The sequence below is a fragment of the Labilithrix luteola genome, from assembly GCF_001263205.1.
Lineage (GTDB): Bacteria > Myxococcota_A > Polyangia > Polyangiales > Polyangiaceae > Labilithrix > Labilithrix luteola.
Genome location: NZ_CP012333.1, coordinates 4,370,058 through 4,395,630, shown reverse-complemented (window position 1 = coordinate 4,395,630; position 25,573 = coordinate 4,370,058). Strand labels below are relative to the sequence as shown.

Annotated in this window: 29 protein-coding genes; 11 read left to right on the top strand and 18 right to left on the bottom strand. The window is 66.0% G+C overall.

Annotated elements, in window-relative coordinates; translation table 11 throughout:
• Positions 1-85 precede the first annotated feature (85 nt).
• The 4 genes from AKJ09_RS19590 to AKJ09_RS19575 form a co-directional block, all read right to left on the bottom strand.
• Positions 86-556, bottom strand: a complete 471-nt coding sequence (locus AKJ09_RS19590; protein ID WP_169927675.1) for a DUF3592 domain-containing protein — start codon at positions 554-556, stop codon at positions 86-88.
• An 89-nt stretch (positions 557-645) separates the two neighbouring features.
• The gene (locus AKJ09_RS19585; protein ID WP_146648718.1) at positions 646-1,881 is read right to left on the bottom strand and encodes a choice-of-anchor L domain-containing protein; all 1,236 of its coding nucleotides are present in this window, start codon (positions 1,879-1,881) and stop codon (positions 646-648) included.
• Between the two features lie 283 nt (positions 1,882-2,164).
• A complete protein-coding gene (locus AKJ09_RS19580; protein ID WP_146648717.1) occupies positions 2,165-2,839 on the bottom strand; it encodes a class I SAM-dependent methyltransferase in 675 nt (224 codons plus the stop codon).
• A gap of 69 nt (positions 2,840-2,908) precedes the next feature.
• Entirely contained in the window at positions 2,909-3,562 is a 654-nt protein-coding gene (locus AKJ09_RS19575; RefSeq protein WP_146648716.1) for an SRPBCC family protein, read from the bottom strand.
• A 146-nt stretch (positions 3,563-3,708) separates the two neighbouring features.
• On the opposite strand from AKJ09_RS19575, the gene AKJ09_RS19570 reads away from it, so the two are divergent.
• From AKJ09_RS19570 to glmS, 4 genes are all read left to right on the top strand, one after another.
• Complete coding sequence (locus AKJ09_RS19570) at positions 3,709-4,770, top strand: isocitrate/isopropylmalate dehydrogenase family protein (RefSeq protein WP_146648715.1); 1,062 nt, start codon at positions 3,709-3,711, stop codon at positions 4,768-4,770.
• A 242-nt stretch (positions 4,771-5,012) separates the two neighbouring features.
• Entirely contained in the window at positions 5,013-5,507 is a 495-nt protein-coding gene (locus AKJ09_RS19565) for a hypothetical protein (protein ID WP_146648714.1), read from the top strand.
• Between the two features lie 202 nt (positions 5,508-5,709).
• Positions 5,710-6,588, top strand: coding sequence for a trypsin-like serine peptidase (locus tag AKJ09_RS19560; RefSeq protein ID WP_146648713.1), 879 nt, complete (start codon positions 5,710-5,712; stop codon positions 6,586-6,588).
• Between the two features lie 244 nt (positions 6,589-6,832).
• Positions 6,833-8,722: a glutamine--fructose-6-phosphate transaminase (isomerizing) gene (gene glmS, locus AKJ09_RS19555; RefSeq protein WP_146648712.1), complete on the top strand. Its 1,890-nt coding sequence runs from the start codon at positions 6,833-6,835 to the stop codon at positions 8,720-8,722.
• Positions 8,723-8,800: 78 nt separating this feature from the next.
• Here glmS and AKJ09_RS19550 read toward each other — a convergent pair whose 3' ends face one another.
• Together AKJ09_RS19550 and AKJ09_RS19545 are read right to left on the bottom strand one after the other, a co-directional pair.
• Positions 8,801-9,241 (bottom strand): hypothetical protein, encoded by a 441-nt coding sequence (locus AKJ09_RS19550; RefSeq protein WP_146648711.1) that lies wholly within the window; start codon positions 9,239-9,241, stop codon positions 8,801-8,803.
• Positions 9,242-9,329: 88 nt separating this feature from the next.
• On the bottom strand, positions 9,330-9,755 hold the full coding sequence (locus AKJ09_RS19545; RefSeq protein ID WP_146648710.1) for a hypothetical protein: 426 nt from the start codon (positions 9,753-9,755) through the stop codon (positions 9,330-9,332).
• Positions 9,756-10,016: 261 nt separating this feature from the next.
• Between AKJ09_RS19545 and AKJ09_RS19540 the strand changes: the two genes are divergently transcribed.
• Positions 10,017-11,000, top strand: a complete 984-nt coding sequence (locus AKJ09_RS19540; RefSeq protein ID WP_146648709.1) for an outer membrane protein — start codon at positions 10,017-10,019, stop codon at positions 10,998-11,000.
• A gap of 77 nt (positions 11,001-11,077) precedes the next feature.
• Here the strand turns inward: AKJ09_RS19540 and AKJ09_RS19535 are convergent, their stop codons facing one another.
• Positions 11,078-12,418: a hypothetical protein gene (locus AKJ09_RS19535; protein WP_146648708.1), complete on the bottom strand. Its 1,341-nt coding sequence runs from the start codon at positions 12,416-12,418 to the stop codon at positions 11,078-11,080.
• 322 nt (positions 12,419-12,740) lie between these two features.
• Here AKJ09_RS19535 and AKJ09_RS19530 point away from each other — a divergent pair, with 322 nt between their 5' ends.
• On the top strand, positions 12,741-14,234 hold the full coding sequence (locus AKJ09_RS19530) for a hypothetical protein (RefSeq protein ID WP_146648707.1): 1,494 nt from the start codon (positions 12,741-12,743) through the stop codon (positions 14,232-14,234).
• Between the two features lie 50 nt (positions 14,235-14,284).
• Here AKJ09_RS19530 and AKJ09_RS19525 read toward each other — a convergent pair whose 3' ends face one another.
• From AKJ09_RS19525 to folE, 5 genes are all read right to left on the bottom strand, one after another.
• Positions 14,285-14,833: a L,D-transpeptidase family protein gene (locus tag AKJ09_RS19525; RefSeq protein ID WP_146648706.1), complete on the bottom strand. Its 549-nt coding sequence runs from the start codon at positions 14,831-14,833 to the stop codon at positions 14,285-14,287.
• Positions 14,834-14,927: 94 nt separating this feature from the next.
• Positions 14,928-15,260 (bottom strand): Rieske (2Fe-2S) protein, encoded by a 333-nt coding sequence (locus tag AKJ09_RS19520; protein ID WP_169927674.1) that lies wholly within the window; start codon positions 15,258-15,260, stop codon positions 14,928-14,930.
• Positions 15,257-15,931, bottom strand: a complete 675-nt coding sequence (locus AKJ09_RS19515; protein WP_169927673.1) for an LON peptidase substrate-binding domain-containing protein — start codon at positions 15,929-15,931, stop codon at positions 15,257-15,259. Before AKJ09_RS19515 ends, AKJ09_RS19520 begins: the two co-directional genes overlap by 4 nt.
• Before the next feature lie 10 nt (positions 15,932-15,941).
• Positions 15,942-16,679: an SDR family NAD(P)-dependent oxidoreductase gene (locus AKJ09_RS19510; protein WP_240488531.1), complete on the bottom strand. Its 738-nt coding sequence runs from the start codon at positions 16,677-16,679 to the stop codon at positions 15,942-15,944.
• The gene (gene folE / locus AKJ09_RS19505; protein ID WP_146648703.1) at positions 16,618-17,187 is read right to left on the bottom strand and encodes a GTP cyclohydrolase I; all 570 of its coding nucleotides are present in this window, start codon (positions 17,185-17,187) and stop codon (positions 16,618-16,620) included. The genes AKJ09_RS19510 and folE overlap by 62 nt, the downstream gene beginning before the upstream one ends.
• 223 nt (positions 17,188-17,410) lie before the next feature.
• Here folE and AKJ09_RS19500 point away from each other — a divergent pair, with 223 nt between their 5' ends.
• The 3 genes from AKJ09_RS19500 to AKJ09_RS19490 all read left to right on the top strand — a co-directional run bounded on the left by AKJ09_RS19500 (position 17,411) and on the right by AKJ09_RS19490 (position 20,457).
• Positions 17,411-19,396, top strand: a complete 1,986-nt coding sequence (locus AKJ09_RS19500; RefSeq protein ID WP_169927672.1) for a M1 aminopeptidase family protein — start codon at positions 17,411-17,413, stop codon at positions 19,394-19,396.
• On the top strand, positions 19,393-19,908 hold the full coding sequence (locus AKJ09_RS19495) for a cohesin domain-containing protein (RefSeq protein WP_146648701.1): 516 nt from the start codon (positions 19,393-19,395) through the stop codon (positions 19,906-19,908). The genes AKJ09_RS19500 and AKJ09_RS19495 overlap by 4 nt, the downstream gene beginning before the upstream one ends.
• Positions 19,909-20,049: 141 nt before the next feature.
• A complete protein-coding gene (locus tag AKJ09_RS19490; RefSeq protein ID WP_146648700.1) occupies positions 20,050-20,457 on the top strand; it encodes a hypothetical protein in 408 nt (135 codons plus the stop codon).
• A 93-nt stretch (positions 20,458-20,550) separates the two neighbouring features.
• Here AKJ09_RS19490 and AKJ09_RS19485 read toward each other — a convergent pair whose 3' ends face one another.
• On the bottom strand, positions 20,551-21,027 hold the full coding sequence (locus AKJ09_RS19485; RefSeq protein WP_146648699.1) for a hypothetical protein: 477 nt from the start codon (positions 21,025-21,027) through the stop codon (positions 20,551-20,553).
• 37 nt (positions 21,028-21,064) lie between these two features.
• Here AKJ09_RS19485 and AKJ09_RS19480 point away from each other — a divergent pair, with 37 nt between their 5' ends.
• Together AKJ09_RS19480 and AKJ09_RS19475 are read left to right on the top strand one after the other, a co-directional pair.
• Positions 21,065-21,346, top strand: coding sequence for a hypothetical protein (locus tag AKJ09_RS19480; RefSeq protein ID WP_146648698.1), 282 nt, complete (start codon positions 21,065-21,067; stop codon positions 21,344-21,346).
• A gap of 138 nt (positions 21,347-21,484) precedes the next feature.
• Positions 21,485-22,075: a hypothetical protein gene (locus AKJ09_RS19475; protein ID WP_146648697.1), complete on the top strand. Its 591-nt coding sequence runs from the start codon at positions 21,485-21,487 to the stop codon at positions 22,073-22,075.
• Between the two features lie 61 nt (positions 22,076-22,136).
• Here the strand turns inward: AKJ09_RS19475 and AKJ09_RS19470 are convergent, their stop codons facing one another.
• From AKJ09_RS19470 to AKJ09_RS19450, 5 genes are read right to left on the bottom strand one after another with little or no spacing between them, the layout of a single operon-like run.
• Positions 22,137-22,574, bottom strand: a complete 438-nt coding sequence (locus AKJ09_RS19470; protein WP_146648696.1) for a DUF2203 domain-containing protein — start codon at positions 22,572-22,574, stop codon at positions 22,137-22,139.
• 28 nt (positions 22,575-22,602) lie between these two features.
• Positions 22,603-23,772: an ABC transporter permease gene (locus AKJ09_RS19465; RefSeq protein ID WP_169927671.1), complete on the bottom strand. Its 1,170-nt coding sequence runs from the start codon at positions 23,770-23,772 to the stop codon at positions 22,603-22,605.
• Positions 23,769-24,107 carry a hypothetical protein gene (locus tag AKJ09_RS19460; protein ID WP_146648694.1) on the bottom strand — a complete coding sequence of 113 codons (339 nt, stop codon included), beginning with the start codon at positions 24,105-24,107 and terminating at the stop codon, positions 23,769-23,771. Before AKJ09_RS19460 ends, AKJ09_RS19465 begins: the two co-directional genes overlap by 4 nt.
• Positions 24,104-24,985, bottom strand: a complete 882-nt coding sequence (locus AKJ09_RS19455; protein ID WP_146648693.1) for an MlaE family ABC transporter permease — start codon at positions 24,983-24,985, stop codon at positions 24,104-24,106. The genes AKJ09_RS19460 and AKJ09_RS19455 overlap by 4 nt, the downstream gene beginning before the upstream one ends.
• A complete protein-coding gene (locus tag AKJ09_RS19450; RefSeq protein ID WP_146648692.1) occupies positions 24,982-25,386 on the bottom strand; it encodes a hypothetical protein in 405 nt (134 codons plus the stop codon). Before AKJ09_RS19450 ends, AKJ09_RS19455 begins: the two co-directional genes overlap by 4 nt.
• Between the last annotated feature and the right edge of the window lie 187 nt (positions 25,387-25,573).

Genomic DNA, 25,573 nt, shown 5'->3' with positions numbered 1-25,573 from the left:
AAAGAGACTACTCGCGAACGATAGTGTCGGAAGTGCTTTTTCGCGGGCCTCGGTGCACGAGGCGAGCTCCCGCCGCCTCCACGCCTCAAAGAAAATACGCGACCGGAAACGCAAGGCCCGCAATGGCGAGTCCAGCCGCGCAAAGCCAGCGGCTGAAGCTCGATTGCAGCGGGGCGCCGACGATGGACTTCGACGGATGCTCGGGGTCGTAGCGAACGTCGATCGGCATGCCGACGGGGTAGCTCGCGACGAGCTCTTCGGCACTCGATCGACGAAGCGAGATCGGCGACTCGAGCTTGCCTTCGAGCGATGGGCGGCTGCGGTAGGGCGCGAGCGTCGACTCGGGCTCGTCGTCGAAGACGTACCGAACGACGCCCACGAACCACGGTCCGACGTCACCTTCCTGGCCGGGAACCTCGAGGACGTGCCCTTCGGCCACCATGCCCTTCGTCTTCGGCCACGACTCCTGGCGCTCCGCGTCGGCATTGCCCAGCGAGCCCAGCGTCCAGAGGCACAGGCCAACGAGGAACCAGAGCTCGGCTAGGAGACTGAGCATGGCTTCGCCCTCCTTCGCGGATTGCCGCCTCCATGCAGTTAAGTCGGGGGCGAGAGCCATGCGAGCGCGACGACGTCAGCGCATCGACCTCACTTCGGGCGCTCGGTGCCTGCTTGGACTTGGCCCGCCGCCCAGGTGAAGTTGTCGAGCAACACGCTGGAGTCGAGGTTGCCGTCGCCGGTATCCCAGATGATGAACTCGAGCTTGAACGTCTCGCCCGCCTTCACGGGGGCCGCGGAGGTGAGCCACCCCGTGCCGCCGCCGCTCGTACTCCGATCGCTTCCGCCGCCCAGGCCGAACTCGGAGTAGACCTGGCACCACTGGTCGATCACGCCGAAGCCCGTGCCTGCGAGCTCCGCAGCGCCGCCCGAGCAAACCGAGGTGCCGCTCTTCGCGCCAGGGGCACATCCCGTGTCCACGTTGGGTGTGCAGCGATCGAAGAAGCCGTTGTTGACGCTGACGGGATTGCCGTCCTTGTCGAACGACATGTTGTCCGCTTGGCCGCCGTTGAAGCCCTGAGCCTCGAGGTACGCGATGAATCCGTCGTTGTACTTCGAGCAGATGTACGCGGGCCATTCACCGGACAGGAAGTTGAAGTCGAACTTGAGGCCGGCAGCGTTCGGCGGGGCCTTGAGTTCCAGCACGACGTCGATCGGGTCGTGAACCGTCGAGTCTTGCTCGCAGCCCTTTGCCGCCTTGGGGAACCCGCTCGGCAGCGTTCCCCTTGTCTTCCAGTCTTTGCCGTTCATGCCCAGGTCATTCTCGCCGCCGAACGCTACGCCCGGCGCCCCGTCGTACTCCTGCGCGTAGCCGGTGCTCAGAACGCCGAGCGTCTTGCCCTCACGCGGCACGAGAACGTCACCGAACTTCGGGAGGACCCCGTGCTGATCCGGCTTGGGGGCATCGGTGATGCCGTGCCCTCGCGTGAACGTCGCCGACACGAGACCGTAGCCTTTGTCACTCGCCTTGGTGCAGATGCCGAGCGCCTTGGCGAAGTCCTCGGCGGAGCCGTTCGCCGAGAGGGAGCCGTCGCACGTGGGCGGGTTGTCCACCGTACCGTCCCCGTCGTCGTCGCAGTTGTTCCCGGGGACGTCGTAGAACGACGGGTCCGACACGCACCCCGCGCCGCTGCTCGACCCGCCGCCGTCACCGCCGAAACCTCCGTTGCTTCCCGTGGGGGCTCGTGTGGTGGTTGCATCGTTGGAGTTCGAGCCGTCATCGAACCCTTTGGGCTCTGAGCTCCCAGAGCAGGCGATGACGCCGAGCGCACTGGCCAAGACGGAGGCCAAGACGGAGGCAACTGCGACTGAAAGAGATCGACTCATACGAAGGACTCCCTGTTACCCCGCGGGGAGTCTATCGCCCTGAAGTCGAAGTGCTACCGGAACAGGAATGTCGACCGGATTGAGACGTTGCAGGTCTTCGCAGATTCTTGCCTGCTGCGACGAAGATTGAGATTTCGCGTGAGGGCTCTGCAACAAACCTCGTTTTGCCCACGATTTTCAATCATCGATTTCACAATCATTAACAATCAGCAATCTTCACTCGTCGTCCCAAATCCATGGATCGACGCATGTCCACTCCCTGAATGCGACGCTAGAAGTCCGTTCACGCGCGCACGAGCTCGAAGACGCCCACTGCGCGCGGCGGCGGCGTGATCCCCACCGTCCACTTGCTCATCGTCACGCGCCAGCCCTCGGCCTCCATCGCTTCGAGAAGACGCAGACTCGGCCTCCTGAACGGATCGGAGAGAAGGACCGTGCCCCCCGGTGCGAGGTTCGTCTCGAAGATCTTCCGAAGGTGCGGGTGGAGAGTCTCCCCGTAGAGGAGGTCGGAGCCGAGGATGCAGTCGTACCTCGTGTGGTCGTCCCACTGGGTCCAATCCGCAGCGCGATGCTCGATGGTCGTCACGCGGTTTCGTTCGGCGTTCTTCTTCGAGAGAAAGAGCGCCACCTCGTGGATGTCCGTCTGCACCACGCGTGCGCCGAGCGACGCGGCAACGATTCCCGGTAGCCCGGTTCCAGCTCCGAGCTCGAGGACGTGCTTGCCGGCAAGGGAGCGCGTGGCAATCTCGTGCGCGAGCGCGATCGCGGAAGGCCAGAGCACGATCCCGTACGGCAGCCTCGTGTCCGCGCCGAGAAAACGCTGCTCGTCGTCATGGCTGACGATGGCACCGGTGTGCAGGATCTTCCACGAATGCCCATCGACGAGCAGATCGACCTCCTCGAGAGGGAGGTCACCAACCGTCGTTTTCAGCACCTGCGAGTCGGTCGAGGAGGTCATGAGCGCGCGGCATTGTAACCGTGCCTCGCCGAGCTCGTCGCCCGCTGTCGATGCGTGTCGTGGTGGCGGCTACTGCGTGCTGCGTGCGCGCAGTGCGTTGAGGGCGTCGCCGCAGGCGTCGCGGAGCTCCTCGTCGACGTTCGATTGCGGAGCGGGGATGTTGAGCGACAGAAGCAGGTCACACGTGACGACCGTGCTCTTCGCGTCGGCACCGGGGCGCACGTTGAAGGCGATGTGCATGCCCTTGATGTTGCCTTTGACGAAGTTGCCTTCGATCACTTCGCCGCCGTCGAGTGGGCGCGGCGCAGGAAAGCGCGTGACGTACCAGAGCGTCACGATGCCTTTCATGATCGGCAATTGGAAATAGAGATCGGTGCCTGTGGGCTGCTTGTCGACGACACTGACCTTTTTGAACTTGGGCCCCGCGAGCTCCTTGTAGTGCGGGAAGTCTTCGAGGCGGGCGCGCACGACGTCGTAGGGCGCGCCGATCCATGCCTCGGCGTGGCCATAGCGATCGGACTTGCCGGGCGGCACCCAGTTCGACTTGAGCGGTCCCGGATCTTTCGTGAGTCGCTCGATCTGCGCCGCCTTCTCGTCGGGACTCAGCGGAGGACCGAACGGCCACGCGCCGCTCGGGGATTCATCGACGCTTGCCGGGCTCGCTGGAGGTGCAACGGTCGACGCCGCAGGCGAGGCCGTTTTGGCGGTGGTCGATGCGTCCACGGCACTCGCGGGAGAGGATGACGGCGGTGGTGCCGAACCGCCGCAGGCGACAGCTCCCGACGCGGCGGCAAGTATTCCAAGGGAAAGCGAAAGTGAGCGAACGGTCCCCTGCATGACGGCCCATGGTACCGTAGCGCACGAACACGATGCCCCTCATCGCAATCATCCCCGGCGACGGAATCGGCCCCGAAGTGATGGCTCAAGCGCGGCGCGTGCTCGAGTACTATCGGAGCGAACGGAACTTCCCGCTCGACCTCTGGGATCTCGATCTCGGTGCGGAGCGCTTCCTCCGCGACGGAACGACGTTGCCCAAAGAGGTGGCCGATCGCATTCGCAACGAGGCTAGTGCTGTGCTCCTCGGCGCGCTCGGCGATCCTCGTGTTCCGAGCAACGAACACGCACGCGACATCCTCTTCGGATTGCGCTTCGGCTTCGATCTCTACGCCAACATGCGCCCCGTGAAGGCGCTCGCCGATCGGCTCGTGCCACTCAAGAATCGCACGGCGAAAGACGTGAACATGATGGTGTTCCGCGAGAACACCGAGGGCATCTACGTCAACGTCGGCGGCCAATTCAAGAAGGGTACGCCCGACGAAATCGCCATCAACGAAGACGTCAATACGCGCAAGGGCGTCGAGCGCTTGATCCGCGCGGGCTTCGAATACGCCAAGGCGCACGGCAAGAAGACCGTGCACATGGCGGACAAGTCGAACGCCATGAAGCACGCGCACGAGCTTTGGTACCGATGCTTCTTCGAAGTCGCGAAGGAGTACCCGGGCATCGCCGCCAAGCACCTCTACGTCGACGCGCTATGCCTCTTCATGGTGCAGGACCCCACGCCCTTCGAGGTCATCGTCACGAACAACCTCTTCGGTGACATCGTCACCGACCTCGGTGCGGCCCTCCAGGGCGGCCTCGGCATGGCCGCAAGCGCCAACGTGCACTACGCCGATCCGAAGCGGCTCGCGATGTTCGAACCGGTTCACGGCTCGGCCCCGCCGCTCGTCGGCAAAGATCTGGCCAACCCCCTCGCCAGCTTCATGACCGTCGGCATGATGCTCGCTCACCTCGGATGGAAAGAAGAGGAGGCCCGGATCGAGCGGATCTGCGCCGAGGCCATCGAGACGGGCAACTGCACCCCCGATGTAGGCGGAACGAAGGGTACCAAGGCCGTCAGCGATTGGTTCGTGGACCGCCTGAAAGGCTGATCGCACCCAAGCCCCCACTGCCCGCGGGTGTTCCACGAAAATCGGGCCCAAAAACCGTGCAGGCCCATGCCCTTCCGGAGGGTCGGCCCACGTACGAATCAGACGACGAGGACCAGGAAGTTCGCGCTCCTGGACCGCGTAATCTTTTTTTGGGAACTTTTGGTGGTCTGAGACGTCTGACCAAAACGGTGAGCGGCAAGATGGGCGTGAGTCGATCGGGTTGCGCGAATGTCGCGGTTCTCTTGGCCATCGGCGCGATCTGGTTCGCCGGATCGACGCAGCGGGAAAAGCCCGTCGTCGGTGACCGGCACCAGAGCAAGGTCGCCGCGCTGGAAAACGACGCGGCCCTCAAGCCCAACGATGCGGCCAAGCTCAACGAGCTAGCCCAGGCTTACCTCGACGCCCGCGCCCCCGGCATGGCGCTGGCCGCGATCGAGCGGGCGCCCGAAGCCATTCGCGCGCAGCCGTCCGTGGAGCACCTTTACGCACGTGCTCTCCTCGACCAGGGCCGTTCGGCAGACGCACTCGCCGCGGAACGCCGTGTCCTCGCGCGCTGCGCCGATCCCTCGGCCGACGCGCCGACCTGCTCGACCTATTTGCTCGCGTCCGCCACCCGGCGCGCGGACATCCTCGAGCAGCTCGTCCAGCTCGGCGTCGAAGACGCGCAGGCCCATCCGGAGGCGTCCGCTCTCGCGTACCACAACGCCACCCGTCAGGTCAGCTTCGCCGTCCCGTAACGACATTGCATAATACACGCGATTCAAATCGCGTCTCTTGGTTCGGGATCTCTGGCGACGATCCTCACCTTGCGTAAGATTGGGGTCGCGCGAACTCGGTCGCGCGAAACCGGTCGAAACCGGTTACGTGCACTGGCTCACGTGCACTCGCTCACGTGAACTCGGTCGCGAATCATTGGGTAGTGCCTGACGAGGAGGCCCGTTGATCCGTTCTTGTCTCGGCTCGCTCCGCTCGACGGGCGTCTCCGTGATTGTCGCCGCGATCGGCGCTACCGCGACCGCGGGGTGTTCCACATCCGGTTTCCATTCACGCGGGCCGCATCGTCCGGCGAGTTATGCGGTGCGTCCCTCGGCCGACGAGATCGCAGCCGATCAGCGCTTGCTCGACCAACCGTTCGCCCTCGCCGTCCCGGACGACGCCATCGTGCGCCTCGTCGGCCCTTCGATGACGTGCACGGGCACGCTCATCAGCAGCGATCTGGTGCTCACGGCGCACCACTGCGTGGTCGAACGCGGGGCGCGCGGCGAGTTTCTCACCAAGCTCGTCGAGGCGTCGCAGGTCAAGGTGGAGCTCGGCGGTGACGATTTTGCCTGGGGCGAGGTGAACGCGCGCGCCATCGTAGCTCCACCGTGCGGCGAGCGCGGCGGTGCGGGGGACGTGGCCGTCATCGTCCTCAAGCGCAAGCTCGTGGGCGTTCCGACCAAGACGGTCCGGCTCGATGGTCCGCCCAAGATCGGTGAAGAAGTGAAGCCGGTCGGGTTCGGCCGCTGTGCGCTCTCAACCGACGCCATTCATCGTCGCGAGCGCACGGGCGGCACCATCCGCGCGCTCACCTCGGAGACGATCCACCTCGACGCCTCCGTCTGCCCGGGCGATTCGGGAGGCCCCGTGTTCCTCAAGGACACGCAAGAAATCCTGGGCGTCGTGAGCCTCTCGGCGATGGATCACGACGAGCGCACGACCGGTGCGTCCGTCATGGCGCGCATCGACGCGTACCGCTCCGTCTTCCAACACGCGAGCTTGATCGCGGACGGCGTGGAGCCGAACGAGCTCCCTCCGCTCGAGTGCCCCACCAAATAGAGCCGACGGCCTCCCGGACGCGCGACCGCGCAGAACGCTCGCGCACGCCGCAGCTATTCCGCGAGCCGGCGACGATTCACCGACTTTTTGCACAAAGAGCCCGAGCCGCGCGAACGAGAACGCGAGCGGGAGCGGGAGCAGGCGCGAGAACGGTGCAGCTTTGCGCCCCGTGGCATGAAGAGCGCAGCGCGAGCACGTCCTTGGAGCCGTGAAATGTTCTCCGATCTGGGTTAGCGTTTTCGCCATGTGCGGGATCGTCGGCTACGTCGGAACCAAGGACAGTGCGCCCATTCTGGTCGAGGGACTTCGTCGCCTCGAATACCGCGGCTACGACTCGGCGGGCCTCGCGGTCCATACCGGGCGTGGCGTCGAGATCGTTCGCGCCGTCGGCAAGCTGGCGAACCTCGACTCGGCGCTCAAGAAGAACCCCCTGTCTGGCACCACCGGCATCGGGCACACGCGTTGGGCCACGCACGGCCGTCCGAGCGAAGCCAACGCCCATCCGCACGTCGCCGGCCGCATCGCGGTCGTCCACAACGGCATCATCGAGAACCACGTGCAGCTCCGCCGCGATCTCGAGGCCAAGGGTGTTCGCTTCCAGAGCGATACCGACACCGAGATCGTCGCCCACTTGATCGAAGAGGCCATGCAGCGCGGCCTCACGCGCTTGAGCGAGGCTGTTCGCGCGGCCCTCGGCCAGGTTCGCGGCGCGTACGCCATCGCCGTCGTCAACGGCGACGCGCCCGACGAGATCGTCGTCGCCAAGCACGACTCGCCGCTCGTCCTCGGCATCGGCGACGGCGAGAACTTCGCGGCCAGCGACATCCCCGCGATCCTCGCGCACACGCGCGACGTCGTGCTCCTACAAGACGGCGAGATCGCGGTCCTCGCGCGTGGCGGCGTCGAGATCATGACGCTCGACGGGACGCCTGTGAACCGCGCGAAGAAGCGCATCGACTGGTCGCCCACGCAGGCCGAAAAGGGCGGTTACAAGCACTTCATGCTCAAGGAGATCCACGAGCAGCCGCGCGCGATCGAAGACACGCTGCGCGGTCGAGTCGATCTCAACAACGCCGACGTCGTCGCCGCCGAGATCGGCATGACCGACGAGGTCGCCAAGAACCTCGGCCGCGTCTACTTCGTGGCCTGTGGAACGAGCGCCCACGCCGCCATGGCCGGTCGCTACTGGGTCGAGCAGCTCGCGCGCGTGCCGTCGACGCTCGAGATCGGAAGCGAGGTTCGTTACCGCGATCCTGTCTTCATGCCGAACGATCTCGTCGTCGCCGTCAGCCAGAGCGGTGAGACGCTCGACACGCTCGCGGCGGTGAAGGCAGCCAAGGCCGCCGGCGCGCACATCATCTCGGTCGCCAACGTGGTCGACAGCGCGATTCCCCGCGTGTCCGACGGCGTGCTCTACACCCACGCGGGTCCGGAGATCGGCGTCGCTTCGACGAAGTGCTTCACCACGCAGCTCGCGGCGCTGCTCATGCTCGCCGTCTACCTCGGCCGCCGCCGCGGAACGCTGAAGCCCGAAGACGCGCGCCGCGTGCTCGACGCCCTCTGGCACGTCCCCGCGCAGATGCGCGAGGTCCTCGCCAAGGCCGAGGACGTGAAGAACATCGCCAAGAAGCACCTCCGCGCGCACGACATGCTCTTCCTCGGACGCGGAACGCAGTTCCCCGTCGCGCTCGAGGGCGCGCTCAAGCTCAAAGAGATCTCGTACATCCACGCCGAGGGCTACGCCGCCGGCGAGATGAAGCACGGTCCCATCGCGCTCATCGACGAAGACATGCCGGTCGTCGTCGTGTGCCCGCGCGACAACCAGTACGAGAAGACGCTCTCGAACATGCAGGAAGTGAAGGCGCGCGAAGGCCAGGTCATCGGCATCTGCACCGAGAACGACGCCGACGTGAAGCGCCTCTGCACCGGTAACGCCGGCGGCACGCCCCGCAGCGGTCGTGGCAACTGGGCGGCCGACGCGCCCGACGCCATCGAGATCCCCGTCGCGGAGAACGAGGTTCTTCCGCTCCTCACCGTCGTCCCCTTGCAGCTCCTCGCCTATTACATGGCCGACCTGAAGGGCACCGACGTCGATCAGCCGCGCAACCTCGCGAAGACGGTTACCGTCGAATAGTCCGTCGACATCGGCCCAGGAAGAGAGCGACCACGGCCCTCGCACGAAGGGCGGTCGCTCTTTCCGTTTTTGTCTGAATCACTTCGTCGAGCCGGAAGGACCGAAGTACGCCAGCTTCTCGTTCGGCCACGCGCCGTTCGCCCCCTGAGCCGCGCGCTCGACCACGTCGACCGCCGCACCGACACAATCGGCGCGGAGAACGGGTTTCTGGAAGGTGACGCCGCCGATCTCGAGCGGTTCGTCGCCCATCGAGAATGCTTCCAGTCGCCACATCGTGTGACCGCCGAGGCAATCGACAGGCTGTTCGGCCTCGGAGATGCGAACGAGCTTCCGCCGCAAGGTGCTGCCCGCCGGGCTCACGACAGTGGCCTCGCCGAGGTCGGCGTTCACGCGAAGGGTCGTTCCGGAGGCCCCGCGGGGATCATCCTGTTTTCCCGGCTGCCGCAGAGACAGCCCTTCGAACGTACCGGCGACCACCTTCTTGGGCGCGATGGCGGTCTCACGCGCCTTGCATCCCATCGAAGGAAGGCAGGCAAGCGCGACTAGCCCCCACGCCCATCCAACACGGCAAGACATCGACGGTTCGACGGAATCCAATCTCCGCTATTCAGCGGGATCCGTTGAGTGCGCGCTGGGCGAAGTGAGCGGTGACTGCACCGAAAACATGGATGACGAGCTTGATGCTCTGGAGGACGACGAGGAAGGCGCCACCGTTGGCGATCTGGAGAACCGCCATCGCCCCGCCCATGCCGTGGAGCCAGAGGAGACGCTTCGCGGCGAGCGGATCGCCCTTCACGAGCTGGAACCCGCGAAGCGCGTAGAGGCCGATGAGCACGCAGGGGAGAATCACCTGGAACGTCGAGCCCGCTCCTGAAGCGGCGGCGAGACCGATGAGCAAGGTGAGTCCGGCCCAATACAAGCTCGCGAGCCCCGCGCCGACCGCCGCGAGAATGACGGGGGTTCGATTCACCGGCGCCGCGGGCGCACCATAGGGATCTCGAGGCACCGGCGCTTGATAGGGATTCGGGCTCATGGGCGGGTAAGCATCGCACCGTATCGAGCCTCGCAGAAGGGTGAGCGATGCCATCGACGCCGCCTCGGCTCCGACCGCTCAGTCGAGTCATGCAACCGCCTGGAACAACCGGTCAATTCGATTTCGATTTTGGCACCGGCGCTTGATGCGCATCGCCGCAACCCGTTCGGCGCGCACGACCGTCGACGGAGAAGCGCCCGCGCCCAGCATGTCAGGGGACGTCATTTGAGGAAACCGCCTCCAGTGACGAGAGTTGCGGACATGAACGCCGCGCGGTTCGCCACCTTCGCTCGCCTTGGTTGTTTCGCTTCGTCACTGTTCGCTACCCGGATCGCTGGAGCGCAGGAACAAGCGCCCGAGCCACGCCCCAAGGTCGTCACTCCTCTTCCCGGTCAGGCCGCGGCCGCGGCGCCAGCCGAGGAACGCATCACCGTCACCGCGACGTGCTCGCTCGGCGAGCACCTGGGCGTCGACGAGCTCGACGCACGGACGGCCGCAGACGTCGTCTGCCACGAGCTCGCGGCACGGCGCGCGACGAACACGGAACACGAGGTGCGTTTTGGTCGCCTCGGCAGGCGGATCATCGTGACGCTCGCGAGCCGCAACGGCAATTCGTACGACGAACGACGAACGTTCGTGCGCGAGCTCGACGAGATCTACGTCGCGGCGCCACGCCTCGCCGAGGCCCTCGTCGAGGGAAAGGAGCTCGACGAGACACGCACCGTGGAAAACGTTCTCGAGTCCGAGGCGACGCCCCCGAAGCTTCGTGGCGGGGTCGTCCGATTCGATGCGGGATTCTTCGGACAGACAACGGTCGGCGCATTGTCCGCCGTCGCCGCCGGCGTCGATGTTGGGTTGGGCTACCGTACTGGCCCTTGGAACTTCGGCTTCGACTTGCGGCTCGGCGGCATCGGAAGCGACAGGGACAAGCCCGTCGCTCATTCCTTCGATCTCACGAGTCGCTACTATTTCACCGTGGGCGATTCTTCACCCTACGTCGGCGCTGGAATGGGAATCGCGTCGACCAAGCTTCGCCACAGCGGCGGGACCTTCGAAGGCGCTGGCATCGGCATGCATGCCATCGTCGGATTCGAATTCCTCCGGACCCAACACCTCGCGCCGAACATCTTCCTGCGCGCGGACGTTCCTCTCTACACCGTCGACGGAGATTGGTACGGGCGTGGCCAGGAGACGTGGCGATACGTAATACCGGTCTCGCTGAATGCTTCGATCGCATTCAAATGAATGCGCTAGGTCCTGCACACGCTCGAGCGGATGACCGTTCGGAACGAGAGCGACGAAGCGCGAGGTGGCTCGCTCGATCATCGGCAGAGCGTGTCGGCCGTCTGGCAGCGTCCGTCGGCGCAGACGAGGTAGGGCTGACAGGCGGCGCTCGATGCCTCGCAGGACTCACCGATTTCCCGCAGAACTCGACAGACGCCGGACCGGCCAGCGCGATTCGGTTCGCACCACATGCCGCCGGAGCATTCGTAGCCCCATGTGCACGGGTCTCCCTCACGAAAGCGTCGACAGGCGGTCGGCGGGCTGTTGCACGACTCGTCCGTGCAGGGCTCGCCACAAATGAGGCCCGCAGCGCAAAGCTGACCATCGCAAGAGGCGCCCTCGGGTTGCCCGGTGCCGGGCAGACGCCGACAGATACCGTCGATGCAGGGCAGATCGAACTGACATCCGGACGTGCAGGCCTGGTCGAGCAGGCCTGTCGAGATCGGCCGACACGTTTGGTCCGAGCAGGTCAGCCCCATTTTGCAAGCTGCCGGGTCGTCGCATGATTCGTCGAGACCGCGCAACGGAGTACAGCGCCTCGTGTTGAAGTTGCAGTAACTGGTCTCTCGGACACACGGGGTGCCGGTTCCCTCCGGCACGCATGATTCACCGATGTTGGCCTGCCGCACGCAGGTATTGCCGTTTGGCCTGGCCTGGCAATACAAGTCCGATTGGCACGGTTCCGTAGCACACGACTCGCCTTCTTTGCCGCCGACGAGGATGCAGACGCCGCCGCTGCATACGGTACCTCCGATACAGCTATCGCCATCGCCGGTGCACGTTTGGTCGAGGTACCTGGTGCTTCGACACCTCCCGCAAGTCGCTTGATATTCGATGTGGCATTCTGCGCTGGCGCACTGCAGGTCCGCCATGCACGGCGCCCCCACGGGCAGAGTCCCGCGAGTCTCGTCTTCCACAGGCAAGCGAAACGCCACCCAGAGATGCTCTCTCCCGGGAAATAGGAAGTTCTGGCCGTAACCGATACACGAGGGAACGCTGCACGTCCGGGCACCGAATTCGATGTCCTTGGTGCACGTGGCGAGATCGGCATCGTCGACCGTCGCACCGGGCAATCGCGTGAGCGCGCGGCACGCTTCGGCGAGCGAGTCTCTGGGAGGCTCGTAGCCTTTGCACGTCTTCACGAACGCCATTTGCGCGATGGCGAGCGCATCGCAGGCGTCACGCGCGGGAACGAGATCGGTCGCTGCGTCCTGCGTGGGCGGCTGGCTGCCGGCCGATGGAGCAGGACACTCGAGCGGTTCGACCTTCCCACAGGCCGAAGAGAGCAAGAGGCTCCCGGCAAACAAGCTCCCCCAAAGAAGCGAGAAGCGAAGCGAGAGTGGGAATCCGTGCGCGAACGTCGACTGCCGTGACTGCATCGTTGGCAATCACGCTATTGCGGTTCGTCCCTGACAAGCCGGCAAAACGGATGTACCGCGAGTCCTGGCGGCTCGAGACATGAGGACAAGCTCGACCTTCGGATTCGCTGCCTCTCGACGGCAGGGGATTCCCGCAAGGGTCGTCCAACTGGCGGGTACATCAGAGTCGTGCACGTCCGTGGCAGATCCCCTCATCGGGCGAGCCTCCCGAGATCGAGCGTCGCAGATAGTCTGCCGACAGCCCACGAGCGCGCACCGATCCACCAACACAGTCGCGAGGGCGCGAGCGGTGCCGAGCGAAACTGGCTAGCTTCTTCGCGTCGTGACGCTGGATGAGTCATCGCTAGAGCTCGAGCCGAGCTGGTCGGGCGAGGGTGATGCTGCGTCGACATCCGGCATCCTGCTCGACGAAGTGGGCGACGACGCGATGTACGTCGGCGTCCACGACTCTTCGCGCCTCGGATGGAACATCTCGGTTGCCGTCCCGGAGTCGGAGCGAGGAACGTACGAAATATCGCTCGAGCTCGAGATGCCGACCACGTCGCTCGGCACGTTCGACGCCTGGGCCGGTCTGCAGTCGTTTGCCCGCCTCGACGGCGCAGCACTGGCCGGCCCCACGTCGCTTCGCACGAAGGAGGCCTATCGCCGTGAAGTCGTGGCGGCGTCGTTTCGGCTGCTGCGACCCCGCACGGGCTTTGGACGTCACTGCACGCTCGTACGCGCCGGCGATGCCGACGAAGAACATGCGGCGGCCCTTTCACTTTGGATCGAGGCAGCACGCGAGACGTTGAAACAGGCGCGCGAGGAGCTCCTCGCCCCGCGCGTGGGAATCGGCAAGAAGGAGCGTGCGCGCGCGGACGAATTCCTCAGCGCGCAATATTGGGGAGTCCTCACGGATTGCGCGCGGGCCTTGTTCGACGTGCAGAGCCGAATCGCGGCGCGCGGCGGAATGGTGAGTTTCGACGTGGTGGAGGCGAAGCTGACCGAGGCCCTCGACGAGGAAAATCGTTATCGCCAATCCAATTCGTTCAAGCTCGCTTCCCCCGTGAGCGCGCGCCAGCTCGAGCGGCTCGTCCGACGCTGGCATCGATTGAAACGCTACTTCGAACGCACGCTCTTTCTCGAGCTCGATGCCTACCCGGTGGCCGCCCGACTCGGGAGTTGGTTCTCGGCGGTGATGGCGATCATCGCGTACATGTGGTTCGTCTTTCTGCAGAGCACGATCGAACACTATGGTGCGGTGGGGCCCGGCGTGGGCGTGCTCGCGTTCGTGACGGCGATCGCCTATGCGTCCCGCGAGCGCCTGAAGGAGGCCGGCCGCAACTGGCTCGCCGGACGCGTTCAGAGCATGTTCGCGCAGCGCGTGAGTCGCGCCAGGATGCCGAGGCGCGATGGGAAAAAGCGCGGTCCCGTTGTCGTCGCCGCCCGCGAGTCCTTCTCCCGGAGCACGCCCCGAGGCTCCGGACGCGCGTGGCGGGACACGGGTGCCGATCGCACGGTGTTACGCTTCTCGCATCGAGGCACGATCCAGCGCCCGGCTCTCCTCCGAAGCGCGGCGGCGGCCCGCCTGCGACTCGTCTTTCGTCTCGACCTCTCGCCCGTCTTCGCCCGCCTGCACGACGCCATGCGCGGCTTCGCGCACACGGACAAGGCAACCGGGCGAATCGTGATTCTCGACGTTCCCCGGAACTACAAACTCCCCGTTCGCCTCGAGCTCCGCTCTTCGAATGGCGACGGGGAGACGCGCGAGGTGCGCGGCAAGCTCGTCATGAACAAGAATGGCCTCCTGCGCTTCGAAGCGCGCGGCGAGCGCTGACGCATTCCGGCTTCCGGATCGCCGTCGAGAATCGTCAGGCGCACGACGAATCAATCTTCGATGTCGACGACGGTACCGTCCCAGACCAGGCGTGCGACCTCTCGAATCTCGTCGTCATCGAGGGCAATGCAGCCCGCCGTCCAATCCGACTCCTTCAAGTGCGCTTTCTCGTCGTCGTTCATGCGCACGGGCGGGCCGTGAATTCCGATGTCGCCTCCGATACGTGCGGATTCGGGGAGAATCCCTCGCTTCTTGAGTGACTCGAATCTCCGCAGGTCGACCTCGTTCGGATAGTCGAGCCGCATGAAGATCCGATAGCGCGAGCTCTTTCTCATCGTGACGTGGTAGCGACCGACCGGCGTCGTATCGTCGCCTTCACGAACCTTGGGTCCCGCACCTCCCGGCCCGATGGCCACGCGATACTTCGCGATCCTCTTCTCGTGCGTTCCGTCGACGGCCGCAAGGAGCTCCATCGAGTGCGCTCGTTTGCGGATGCGCACGCGCGTCACGCGCGGGTCCCACAACGTCTGCGCACCGACGTCCGAAGCGACGAGCCCCAAGGCAACCACGAGCACCACTCCCAAGAGCGACCGCACCATCGTTGGAGCGACGTCGTCTCACCCCGGATTTTCGTGACAGGGCGCTCGTCGATCTTCGTCGGGCGCGGGTGGCGGGCGCGCGAGCGGCTCGACGCTACCCGATGATCGTCAGTTTGAATTCGTCGTAGACGGCGATCTGGTCGCCTTCGATCTTCGCCACGTATGTCCGCTGATCGGAGCAGAGGCCTCTCGGGCGGAGGAGTTTGCCCGTGGCGAGGTCGAAGACGTAGCCGTGCATCGGACAGACGACGCAGGCGCCTTCGAGCCAGCCTTCGGCGAGGCTCGCGCCGGCGTGATTGCACGCATCTTCCATCGCGAAAGGCTTGTCGTCGACCCAGGCGACGAGCACGTCGAACGGCGGATGCTCGAGGCGGACGAGGCCCGTCGTCTTGACGTCTTCGAGGGAGACCTTGCCGACGAGCTTCAATTGAGGACCCTGCTGACGTCGTCTTTGAGCATCGCCCCGTGCTGGATAGCGAGCTGACTCGTCACCATTTGCACGCGTTCGCGCGGGTCGAGCTCCTCGAGGATGGCCTGGCGCATCGTGGGATCGACCACGAGCTGACCTGCGCAGACGTCGGCGAGCTGGCCGGCAGGAAGCGACGCGGGAACCTGGAAGACGAACGAGGCGTCGTGGATTCTAACCTCGTTCGAGAACATGCTCGCGGTCGCCACCAGAGCGGTGCGCTCGGTTTCGGGAACGGACACGTCGAGCGGCTCGAGGACCGTCGCCTTCGCGCGGCGATAGGGGAAGCGCTCCGGATCGTCAGGCGGGAGCTCGACCAAGCGTAGGCGGGCGCGGCCGAGCACGACGATGTTCGAACGACCGTCCGGCAAGGGATGGTGCTCGAGGATCACGCCACCGCCACAAACGGAGTGGAACGCGGGCTGCCCCCATTCGTCTTCACCGTTCATGAGCTGCGCGATGGCGATGGCCCCATGCGTGTCGAGGCAGTCGCGGATCATCGCGCGGTAACGCGGCTCGAAGATGTGCAGCGGCAAGAGCGCCTCTGGAAAGAGAACGACTTGCGGCAAGGGGAATACCGGAATGGCGTCGAGCGCCTCTTCGAGGCTCGTCTTTCGACGGGATTCGCTCACGACTGGACCTTCACGGGCCGAAGACCTCCACGCTGCTGCCATTCATGGCTTCGGGTGCCTCGAGCGCCAAGAACGCGACGGTGCGCGCAACGTCCTCGGGGCGCATCTGGGGAGCGAATCCACTCCCCTTCAACATATCCGTGTCGACGGAACCTGGCATCACGCACATGGCCTGGAGGCCAGTTCCACGGAGCTCCTCGGCGAGCGACTTGACGAAGCCCACCGTTCCCCACTTGGCGGCGCAGTACGCGCTCTGAGTGGCGGTGCCAAGCGTCGAGGAGATGCTGCCGATCGCGATGATTCGGCCTTCGCGGGCGTCGAGCATCCTGGGAAGGAAGGCACGCGTGACGAGGAACGTGCCTTTGAGATTCACGTCGATGACTTCGTCCCATTCCTCTTCGCTCATCGAATGAACGGGGGCGCGGTGGACGATGCCGGCATTGGGCACCACGATGTGCGGACGACCGAGGTCGGCGTAGACGCGCGCGGCCGCGGCCTCGACGGCGTCGGATTTCGAGACGTCGCAGGGGATCGCCACGGCACGCCGACCTTCGGCGACGACCAGCTGGGCGGCATCGGCGAGTGTCTCGATGGTCCGACCGAGAAGCGCAACGTCACAACCTCGCCTCGCGAGCTCGACGGCAATCGAGCGACCGATGCCTCGACCTCCCCCGTGACGACGGCAATCATGCTCCGACTCCGAGAACCTTGTGAACGTGCGAGAGCAGGTCGGTACCGGCGGCGCCACGAACCGCCACGGTTTCGACACGCGCGCCGACGGCACGTTCTCCGCGAACGACCATGCACGCGTGGGAAAGCACGAGCCGACAGGCCACCCACTGTGGAGCCAGCACGGACTCGAGGTCCGTGACGATGGCCTCGCCGATGGTCTCCTGCAGCGTGAGACGGCGCGCATGGGCATTTGCAAGGGCGGCCAGCGTGCCGAGCCCGACGACGTGCGTGCTCGGCAGCATCGCCATGGTCACCGTGCCCGTCGCCGGGAGCAGGTGATGGGGGCACATCGTGGACAGGGGGATGTCGCGCACGATCACGAGCCCGGGCAACGTCACGGGGATGCGGCTCGAGGCCAGAAGCGCGCGTGTATCGACGCCATAGCCGGCGCAGAGCTCGTCGACATAGGCGTCTGCGACACGAGCACCGGTTCCCGCGAGGTCCGGCTCGGTTTCGGGATCGCGGCCAAGCGCCCGCAAAAACGCGTCAATCGCGCGGGCCGCAGCGGTTCGGTCGATGCTCATGAGAAGTCGGCAGCCTAGCCGAACCGGCCAGCGGCGCCGAGAACCTCCCACATCCGCGATCGCGAGCCGCTCGGCGGCGGTCGATGGCCAGCAATGGTGCGTCCCCTGACAACCGAGGGCGAATCGCACGTCATTCGGCGAACGGCTGGGCCAGCGATAGCCGCTATTTTCTCGTCATTTCGTGAACCCGGTCCGGGGCACACGCATTGCTCTGCTTGATGTCGTGCGGGCGGCCTTGCTCCGGTTCGGCGCAGCGGCGTTGGTGGGAGCGCTCCTCACGCCAGCCGTGTCCTACGCCGGCGATGGCCACGTCGGGCCGTGGACCGGCCTCGCGGACCGTGAACGGAGCGTCGACCAATTCCTTCGCCAGGCCATCGACGACGGCGCCTTCGGGGTGGTCTCCAGCGTGCGGATCGCCGGGCGAAGTCCGGTGCTCGATTGCGTGCATGCCACACACGTCGTCCGCCTCGATCCCGTGAGCGGCGAGGCCTCGGCCTCGCTCGACCTGCAGTTGAGAGCCAACGGCCAGGAGCTCGATGGCGTCGGCATCGTCTTCGACGAAGGACTCCGCGTCACTGCTGCAAGCGCGGACGGCCGCGACGTTTCGCTCGAGGACGTTTCCTATTCGCCGACGCGGATCACGACGCTCCGCTTCGCGACGCCCCTCCCGACGGGTGAGACCACCGTCATCCATCTTGCCTACGAGGGAACGCTTGCGTGCGGGGCGTTCGCCGCGAGCGCCGGAGTCGTCTGCACCAAAGGTGAAAGCTTCGGCTACTTCCCGCAACAAGCTGTCTTGCCGTCGTTCGTCGATCCCCGGCGACCGAACGAGACCGCACTCGACACGATGACGCGCGATATCGAAATACACGTTCCGGCGAACGTCGACGTCGTCGCTACGGGCGAGCATGTCGATGACATCGTTCGTGACGGCGAACGGGTATCTCGGTGGGTCATCGATCAGCCTCTCTCGCGCACGGTCGGCACGTACGTTCTCACCGGCCGCCTCGGCCACGTGACCGTTCGCGATCGTCAGGTGCCGACGACGCTTTTCTTCCCCGCGCCCGGCTCGACGGTCGATTCACGGATGGCCGCGTGGTCGGTCCCCGTGCTCGACTTCCTCGAGGGGCTGGCCGGTCCCCTACCCTACAAGCAAAGCCTCACGCTCGTTCGCTTGCCCGCCACCGTGCGAGATCCCGGGACGGCGAGCTTCGGAATGACGCTGCTCTCCGAGTCGTATACGCGCGTGGGCGAGCTTCTCCACGAAGAGACCTGGGCGCACGAGAACTCCCATCTCTACTGGGGCATCACGATTCCGGAGAGCAACTCGCACGACAGTCGCCTCATGAGCGAAGGGCTCGCGACGCTCACTCAGCTCGACTACACGTGGGCGCGCCACTTCGCGAACGAAGATCGCGATGCCTATCTCGCGCGCCGCTTCGTGCCGATGGCGCTCGACCTACGGAACGCCGGCATGGTCGTCCCGCCCATCCAGCTCGGCCTCAACGACGGCGACCCTTCGAGCATGGACTCGACGCGGTTCATGCTCTGGGCTTATTTCCGGACCGCAGCCACGCTCGATCACCTGCGCGTCAGCGTGGGCGAGGAGAGCTTCCGAAACGCCCTCGACGACTACGCTCGGGAATGCCGCTGGATCGGATGTGACCCGCGCGACTTCCAGCGCATGCTCGAACGGGCCGCGCACACGAAGCTCGACGCGTTCTTCGATCGCTGGGTGACGGCCAACACGCGGCCGGAGGTCACCATCGACTTCACACGTGACGAAAGCGGCGCCTCGGCGACGTTCACGAAGACGGACTCGCAGCCGATGACACTCGAGGTATGGCTCGGGCTCGAAGACGGACGCCGCGAGACCCAGCGCGTGGACCTACAAGGGACGAGCACCACCGTGCAACTTCCGACCACGGGGAGAGTGCGGAGCGTCTCGCTCAATCCACGACACGACGTGCTCGTCGAGGTCCATTCGGCCGTCCGCGGTGATCTCGACTTCGACGGTGAGAGCGACGGCCTCGACTTGCTCGCGTGTACGCGCCTTCTCGGACGCAAGTACGCCGGCGAGCCGGGCAGCGGCTTGTGGAACATCGACGAGACCTTCGATCCTCGCTGCGATCGCAACGGCAACCTCCGCATCGAGCAGGCGGATCTCGACGAGCTCGCTTCGAACTTCGGGAGCCTGAAGCCGCAATGAGGGTGCTCTTTCCCGTGCTCGTGGCGACGATGACCGCGTTCGGATGTGGCCGAACGGAACAGAAGGAGCCTCCGCCCGTGACGGCGTCGCCTCCGGAGGACGAAGCGGCGACGGTCGCGCTCGACACGCGATTCGACGGCGATCACGTCATCATCGACGTCCTCGCATATGGCGTCGCCAACGTGCACGGCATCGCGTTTCGGGTGTCGTTCGATCCCAGCGTCCTGCACTTCGCGTCGGCGCTGACGGGCCCCGCTTGGTCGAAACAGGCGATGGCGCTCGCGAAGGAAGGCACCCCCGGCCAGCTCGCCGTGCTCTGGACGGAAGAGGGCGAGCTCACCTTCGTCGACGCGAAGCCGCGCACCGTCCTCGGCACGCTCGTCTTCGACCGACTCGACAAGGGTCGCCCGCTCACCGGCCAGGCATTCCGCTTCCGTCCCGAGCGCTCACGCCTCATGGACCGCAAAGGCAATACCGTCCGCGTCGCCTGGCGCGATGCCCTCGTCGATTGAGCCTCGCCTGCACGCGCGTACGCGCGTAGCGCCGGCGCGACACCTGTCACGTCGACGCTGCACCCGCACGTCGGAACCGTCGCGAAATCCTGCTTTTTCGCGAATCGCAGAGGCGGCGTGGGACTTGCTAGCCCCGCACGCATGAAGATTGCCTCGCTTGTCGTCTGCTTCTCACTCGCCTTGGTTGCTTGCGGCGGTCCGCTCAAGTACGAGGTGCCGTCTTCCGCACGCGCGCCCGGCGCCGACGCGAAGGTCCTCGCCAAGGTGCAGAAGGACCAGAGCCTGACGGAGCTCGAGATCGAAGCGACCAACCTCGCGCCGCCAGGCCGCGTCACCGACGGCGCGACGGCCTACGTCGTGTGGCATCGCAAAGACTCCGGCAAGGCGTGGACGCGCTCCGGCGGCCTCGCGTACAACGAGTCCGATCGCAAGGGCAAGTGGACCGGCACGGTTCCCGAGACGGCCTTCGACCTCGTCATCTCCGCCGAGAAGGACGCGTCCGGCGGGTCGCCCTCCGGCGAGACGGTGTTCAGCCAGCACGTGAACTGAGCGCGGCGGCCAACGCGAGAGGCGGCAAGGGCGGCAAGGGCGACAGGGCCGCGAGGGGCGCGACGCTCGACCGAGCGAGCTCCCGAGCGCCCTTCATTGCGACTGCTTTTGACAGCCGCCGGTGAGGTCATTCTTGCTCCCGTCACCGATCTCGTACCGGCACGCCCAGGGCGAGCCGAAGCAGCGATCGGCGCGCTCGTCGCGACCGCACCAAAGAGCACCGAGGTGGCGCGCGCACGGGATCAGGTGGCCGGGGACGATTCCCTTGCTGGCCTCTTTGCACGCCGCGAGCGTCCGCGCGCACCCCTCTCCATGCGTCCTGGCGGTTGCCCAGCTGTAACAATAGTTGCTGGGCAAGGTGACCCAAACGTCCTTCCTCTCCGTGCAATTGGGGGTGCACGCAAAGGCAAGCTTCACACGCGCAGTCTTGCCATTCGTCTTCGTCGTTGGTTCTTCGCTGGGCTCCGCATACACCTCGGCGCCTCCGGGCAGCTCGAATCGCGGCTTCGCCTCGTCGGCAAGCACATCGCACGCCTCCGGCAGGCCCCCAACCTGCTTGGCTGTGCGCATGAACTGACCCTCGTGCGCCCCTGCGGGTAGCCAGCCCATGATCTCGATCGCGCGCGTGGTGCAGTCCGCGATGAGCTCGAACGTAAGCGGCAACGCAGCCGGGGCGAGCACGGGCCAAGGCGAGGCCGAGGCCGACGGAGCAGTCGCTGCCGGACCCGCCGGCTGCGTAGATGCCGTCTTCGCGGGCTCGGCGGGCACGCTCGACGACGGCGCGGGTGGCGACGGGGGCGACGGTGGACTGCTGGGCGCCGCGTGTGCGGCGCAGCCGACCAGACACAGCGCACTCCAAGCGATTGCGCCTCGCAGCTGGCTGCGGTGAGGCTGGCTGCGGTGCCAGTGGCGGCCCATCTCTTTTCTTGCCCCTCTCAAGCCGAGGATACGCAAGACCGCCGATGATTCTTCCTCGACACGCCGCCCTCTAGCGCATCGGCGGCGCTCTGGGCTATCTGTCGGCCTGATGCGCGTGTCTTTCCTCTTCGTCGCGGTGTCGGTGGTCGTCGTCGCGTGCTCCTCGTTCGGAGCGAACGAGTCGAATGAGTCGCTGCCCGTGGACAGCTCGAGCAACGATGCGTCGACGGACGGAGGTCTCGAGGACGCACGAACCGACGATGCGGATGCCACGACCGATGCGGATGCCACGACCGGCGCGGAGCCCGGGACGCTCTGGTGCCTGGGTAAGTCGTGCATCAAAGGCGAGAAGTGCTGCATCGCCGCCGACGGACAGTCCGGCGCCTGCGTGCCGCTAGACACGCAATGTGGCACGGGCGAGTCCGACCTCCGGTGCAGCGACAGCGCTTCCTGCACGTTCGACAGCGGCGTGTGCTGTGCGCGCGTCGCCCCCGTCCAGAACACGAACGCGCTCCGCATCGTCGACTCGTATTGTACGCCGGTGAACGACTGCTCTCTCTACGACGACCAGCAGCTCGTTCTCTGCAGTCCCGACGTCGCGACCACCGTGTGTCCTTCGGGGCAATGCATCCCGTACAGGTCGTCAATCAATGGCGGTCATTCGATCGTGCCGTCCCGCTATGGGGGATGCCGAAAGTGAACGTTCGTTTTCGCTGAGCCCTCGGCTCTTCGCGTAAGTCGGCCCCGTCGACGAGGGCAAACTAGTTGAGCAGGCGAAGCTTCAAGCTCGCGCCGATCGGCTTGCGCCCCGCGTAGCCTTCCTCGAGCCCGTGGTAGAAGGCGACCTCGCGCTCGGGGTACTTCCAGCAGAGCCAGACCAGGCGACCGTCCACGGTGCCGTAGAAATCGAGCAAGCCGATACGCGGATCCTTGAGCACCGCGCCCATCGCTTCGATCTGCTTCCAGCTTGCTTGGTACTCCTCGATGCGAACCACGAGGTCTTCCTTGAGCATGCGCACGTCGGCTGGGTCGCTCGGATCGAGCACGAGGCGCTCGGGAACGTCGCCGAGCTTCCTTCCGAGCTGGGTGAGGAGCGACTCGATGGCTGACCTCCGCTCGAGCTGCTTGCCGACGATCTCCGAGAGGCGCGGGACCATGGCGTTGACCGCCTCGAGCGTGAAGACGCGCGTGTCGTCCATCACCTGCACTCTACCACGCGCGCTGCGGTCAACCGCGCATCGTCTCGAGAGGATCGGCGGTCGCGGCGCGCCACGCAGGCACGATGCTCGCGAGCACGAACGGACCGAGCACGGCGAGACCGATGCCTAGCAGCTGCGCGAGATCGACCGCAGGAACGAGCGGTGCGCGCGGGTACAGCACACTCCACCCTACGAGAGCCGGACGAAGCCCTGGCGCGCCCAACCAGAACACCCAGGCATAGCCCAACAGCAAGCCGAGCGCCGTCGCACTGGCACCGACCAGGACCGACTCGAAGAGCTTGGCCCACAAGACGTCCGACGTGGACCAGCCCACGGCCTTGAGGACGGCAATCTCTTTGCGCTCCTCGGGGCCGACGCCGCTCGCGCGATCCCACGCGAGCACCAGGAGCGCGAGGATGGCCGGGATGGTGGCTCCGAGCACGAGGCCCGCCCGTCGTCCGTACGCGAGGTGATACACGCGCGTGAGCAGATCGCGCTCGATCACACGTGCTCCAGGGATGCGCTCCGTAATCGATCGAGCGACCACGCGCGCTTCTTGCGGATTCGCGAGCCCCACGGCGAGATCCGTCGCGTCCCCCGCCGGCACGCCGAGAAGAGCGCGGGCATCGGCGTCGTCGACGAGGATCACGTCGGCCGTCCAGAGATCGAGCGAGGAGCGGAACGTTCCGACGAGCTTGAGCGCATGCGCGTCTTGCGACGCTCCGGGCAGACCGAGCTCGTCACCAGGCAGCATGCCGAGAAACTTCGCGAGCTCCGTGCCGGCCACCATCTCGTGCGCACCACGCTGGAGATCGCGGCCTTCGGCGAGCACCCCGTTACCCATCGAGATGGGCGACGCCCCCTCGCCCGTCCCGACGATGGTCACGTTGCCCTGCAATGCGGGCACGAAGACGTAACCCCAGATCCGCGGCGCGACCGAGCGCACCGAAGGGATGTCGCCCAGCTTGTCGGCTTCGTTCTGCGGGATCGTCGTCGGGCGACCGCCGACGAGCTTCTGGACGACGATGTCGGGGTACGCCGCGTGCGCGCGCTCGGCAGCCGCGCGGAGGGACTCCGTCAGGAACACCACCGCTGCGATGAGGCCGACGGCGAAGACGAGACCTCCGCCGAGCGCGAGCGAGCGCGCCTTGCGCCTCAGGAGGGACGAGAGCGAATAGGCGAGAAGCGAGCCTCTCATCGCCGATTCACCCGCACGGCCGCTCCGTGCCCTTCGAGCTCCCATACCGCCACGGGCGGTGCCATCGCGCCTCCGGCCGGATCCGGGTCGGGAACGGCAGGACCATCGGCGAACGCTGCGCCCGGCTCTTCGAGCGAAGGCGCGCGGAGCCAGCGTGCTCCTCCCGAGAGCGCCAAATCACTCGTAGGCAGGCGACGCGCGACGGCTTCGACGGAAGGCTGCTCGGCCTTGGCCGACTCGCGACGCACGCGAGCATCGAGCGCGAGGCCAGCGACCACGACCGCGGGACTGAGCGCGAGCGCGAAGGCCAGACCTCTCTTCTGCGCGTCGCTCATGACGACTGGAAGACGAAGAGGAACTTGGTCAGGAAGAAGTCGGAGATCAGGATCGCGATGGAGACGGCCACGACGGTGCGGGTGGTCGAGAGGCCGACGCCTTCGGTGCCGCCCCGTGTGCCGAGGCCGAAATGGCAACCGATGATCGCGATGAGGAAGCCGAAGACAGGCGTCTTCGCGAGCCCGCTGAAGAAATCGCCGAGCTTCACCGCCTCGAGCGACGAGCTCAAAAACAGGTTCGGCGTGATGTCGAATTGCGTGGCGCAGATGACGACGGCGCCGGCGGTGCCGAGGGCGAGCGCGTAGGTGCTCAAGAGCGGCATCACGATGATGGCGGCGAGCACGCGCGGCAGAACGAGCTTCTTCGCAGGGTCCGCGCCGAGCGCACGAATCGCGTCGACCTGCTCGGTCACGTTCATGGCGCCGACCTCGGCGGCCATGCCGCTGCCAATACGTCCGCCGACGATGACCGCCGTGAGGGTGGGCGCGAGCTCGCGGCAGAACGAGAGCACGATGACGCGCGGGATGTATTCGACGCCGCCGAAACGCTGGAGGCCGAAGGCGAACTGGATCGTCATGACCATCCCGATGAAGAGGGACGTCACGGCAACGATGCCCATCGAACGCACGCCGAGCGACTCGAGCTGCTGCATCGTGGACTCGATCTCGAGCGGACGGCGAGCGATCGATGACGCCGTCCGAATCGTCAGCTGGCTGACCTCGCCGAGATGCAGGACGAGGTTCTCGATTCGTTCGCGGTGATACTGGATGAACGAGGGCTGGGAAGGCGGCGCAGGAAGCGACGCGCGCGACGACGGCGGCGGCTCACCGTCCTGCGGGCCTCCGCGACCTCCTCCACCGCTGGTCAGCGCGCTCATCCGTCGACCACTCCCGATCCGGGCAGCGTGCGGAAGCCGCGGACGAACTGCTCGAATGCCGGCGCGCCGCCCTCGAACGAAGCCGGTGACGCGGTGTAGACGAAGTCGTAGACGCAGCCGTCTTTCTTCAAGACGAAGAGATCGAGCGCCATCGGCACGCCGTCCCACTTCGCGCGCATCTTCGTGTGGAGCGCCTCGCGGTTGTCGAAGGGCTCGACGGCCTGCGAACCGATCTCGCGCTCGGTCGAGCCGATGAGGAGATGGTTGGTGAGTGCAACGAGCGGGGTCGAGTCGTCGACCTTCCCGCAGCGTGCGTTGAGCAGGATCGAGGCGTCGTTCGGGTCGTCGCGGAACGCCAAGGCCGCGTCGGTCACGGTGACCCGGCGCCAGGAGGAAGGCACGGAGCCGACCTGGAAAGCGATGGCACCGTCGCGGTAGACTCCCCCGTCGAACGTCCGACCGCGAGCGCTGCTACAGCCCGAGACGCCCAGAACGGCCGAAATGAGCGCGAAGACGCCCCCGCGCGCGCGAGGAAGCTCACATGGCTCACAAAGCGGCTCGTGGTGGGTCGACGCGACGGCATTTTGG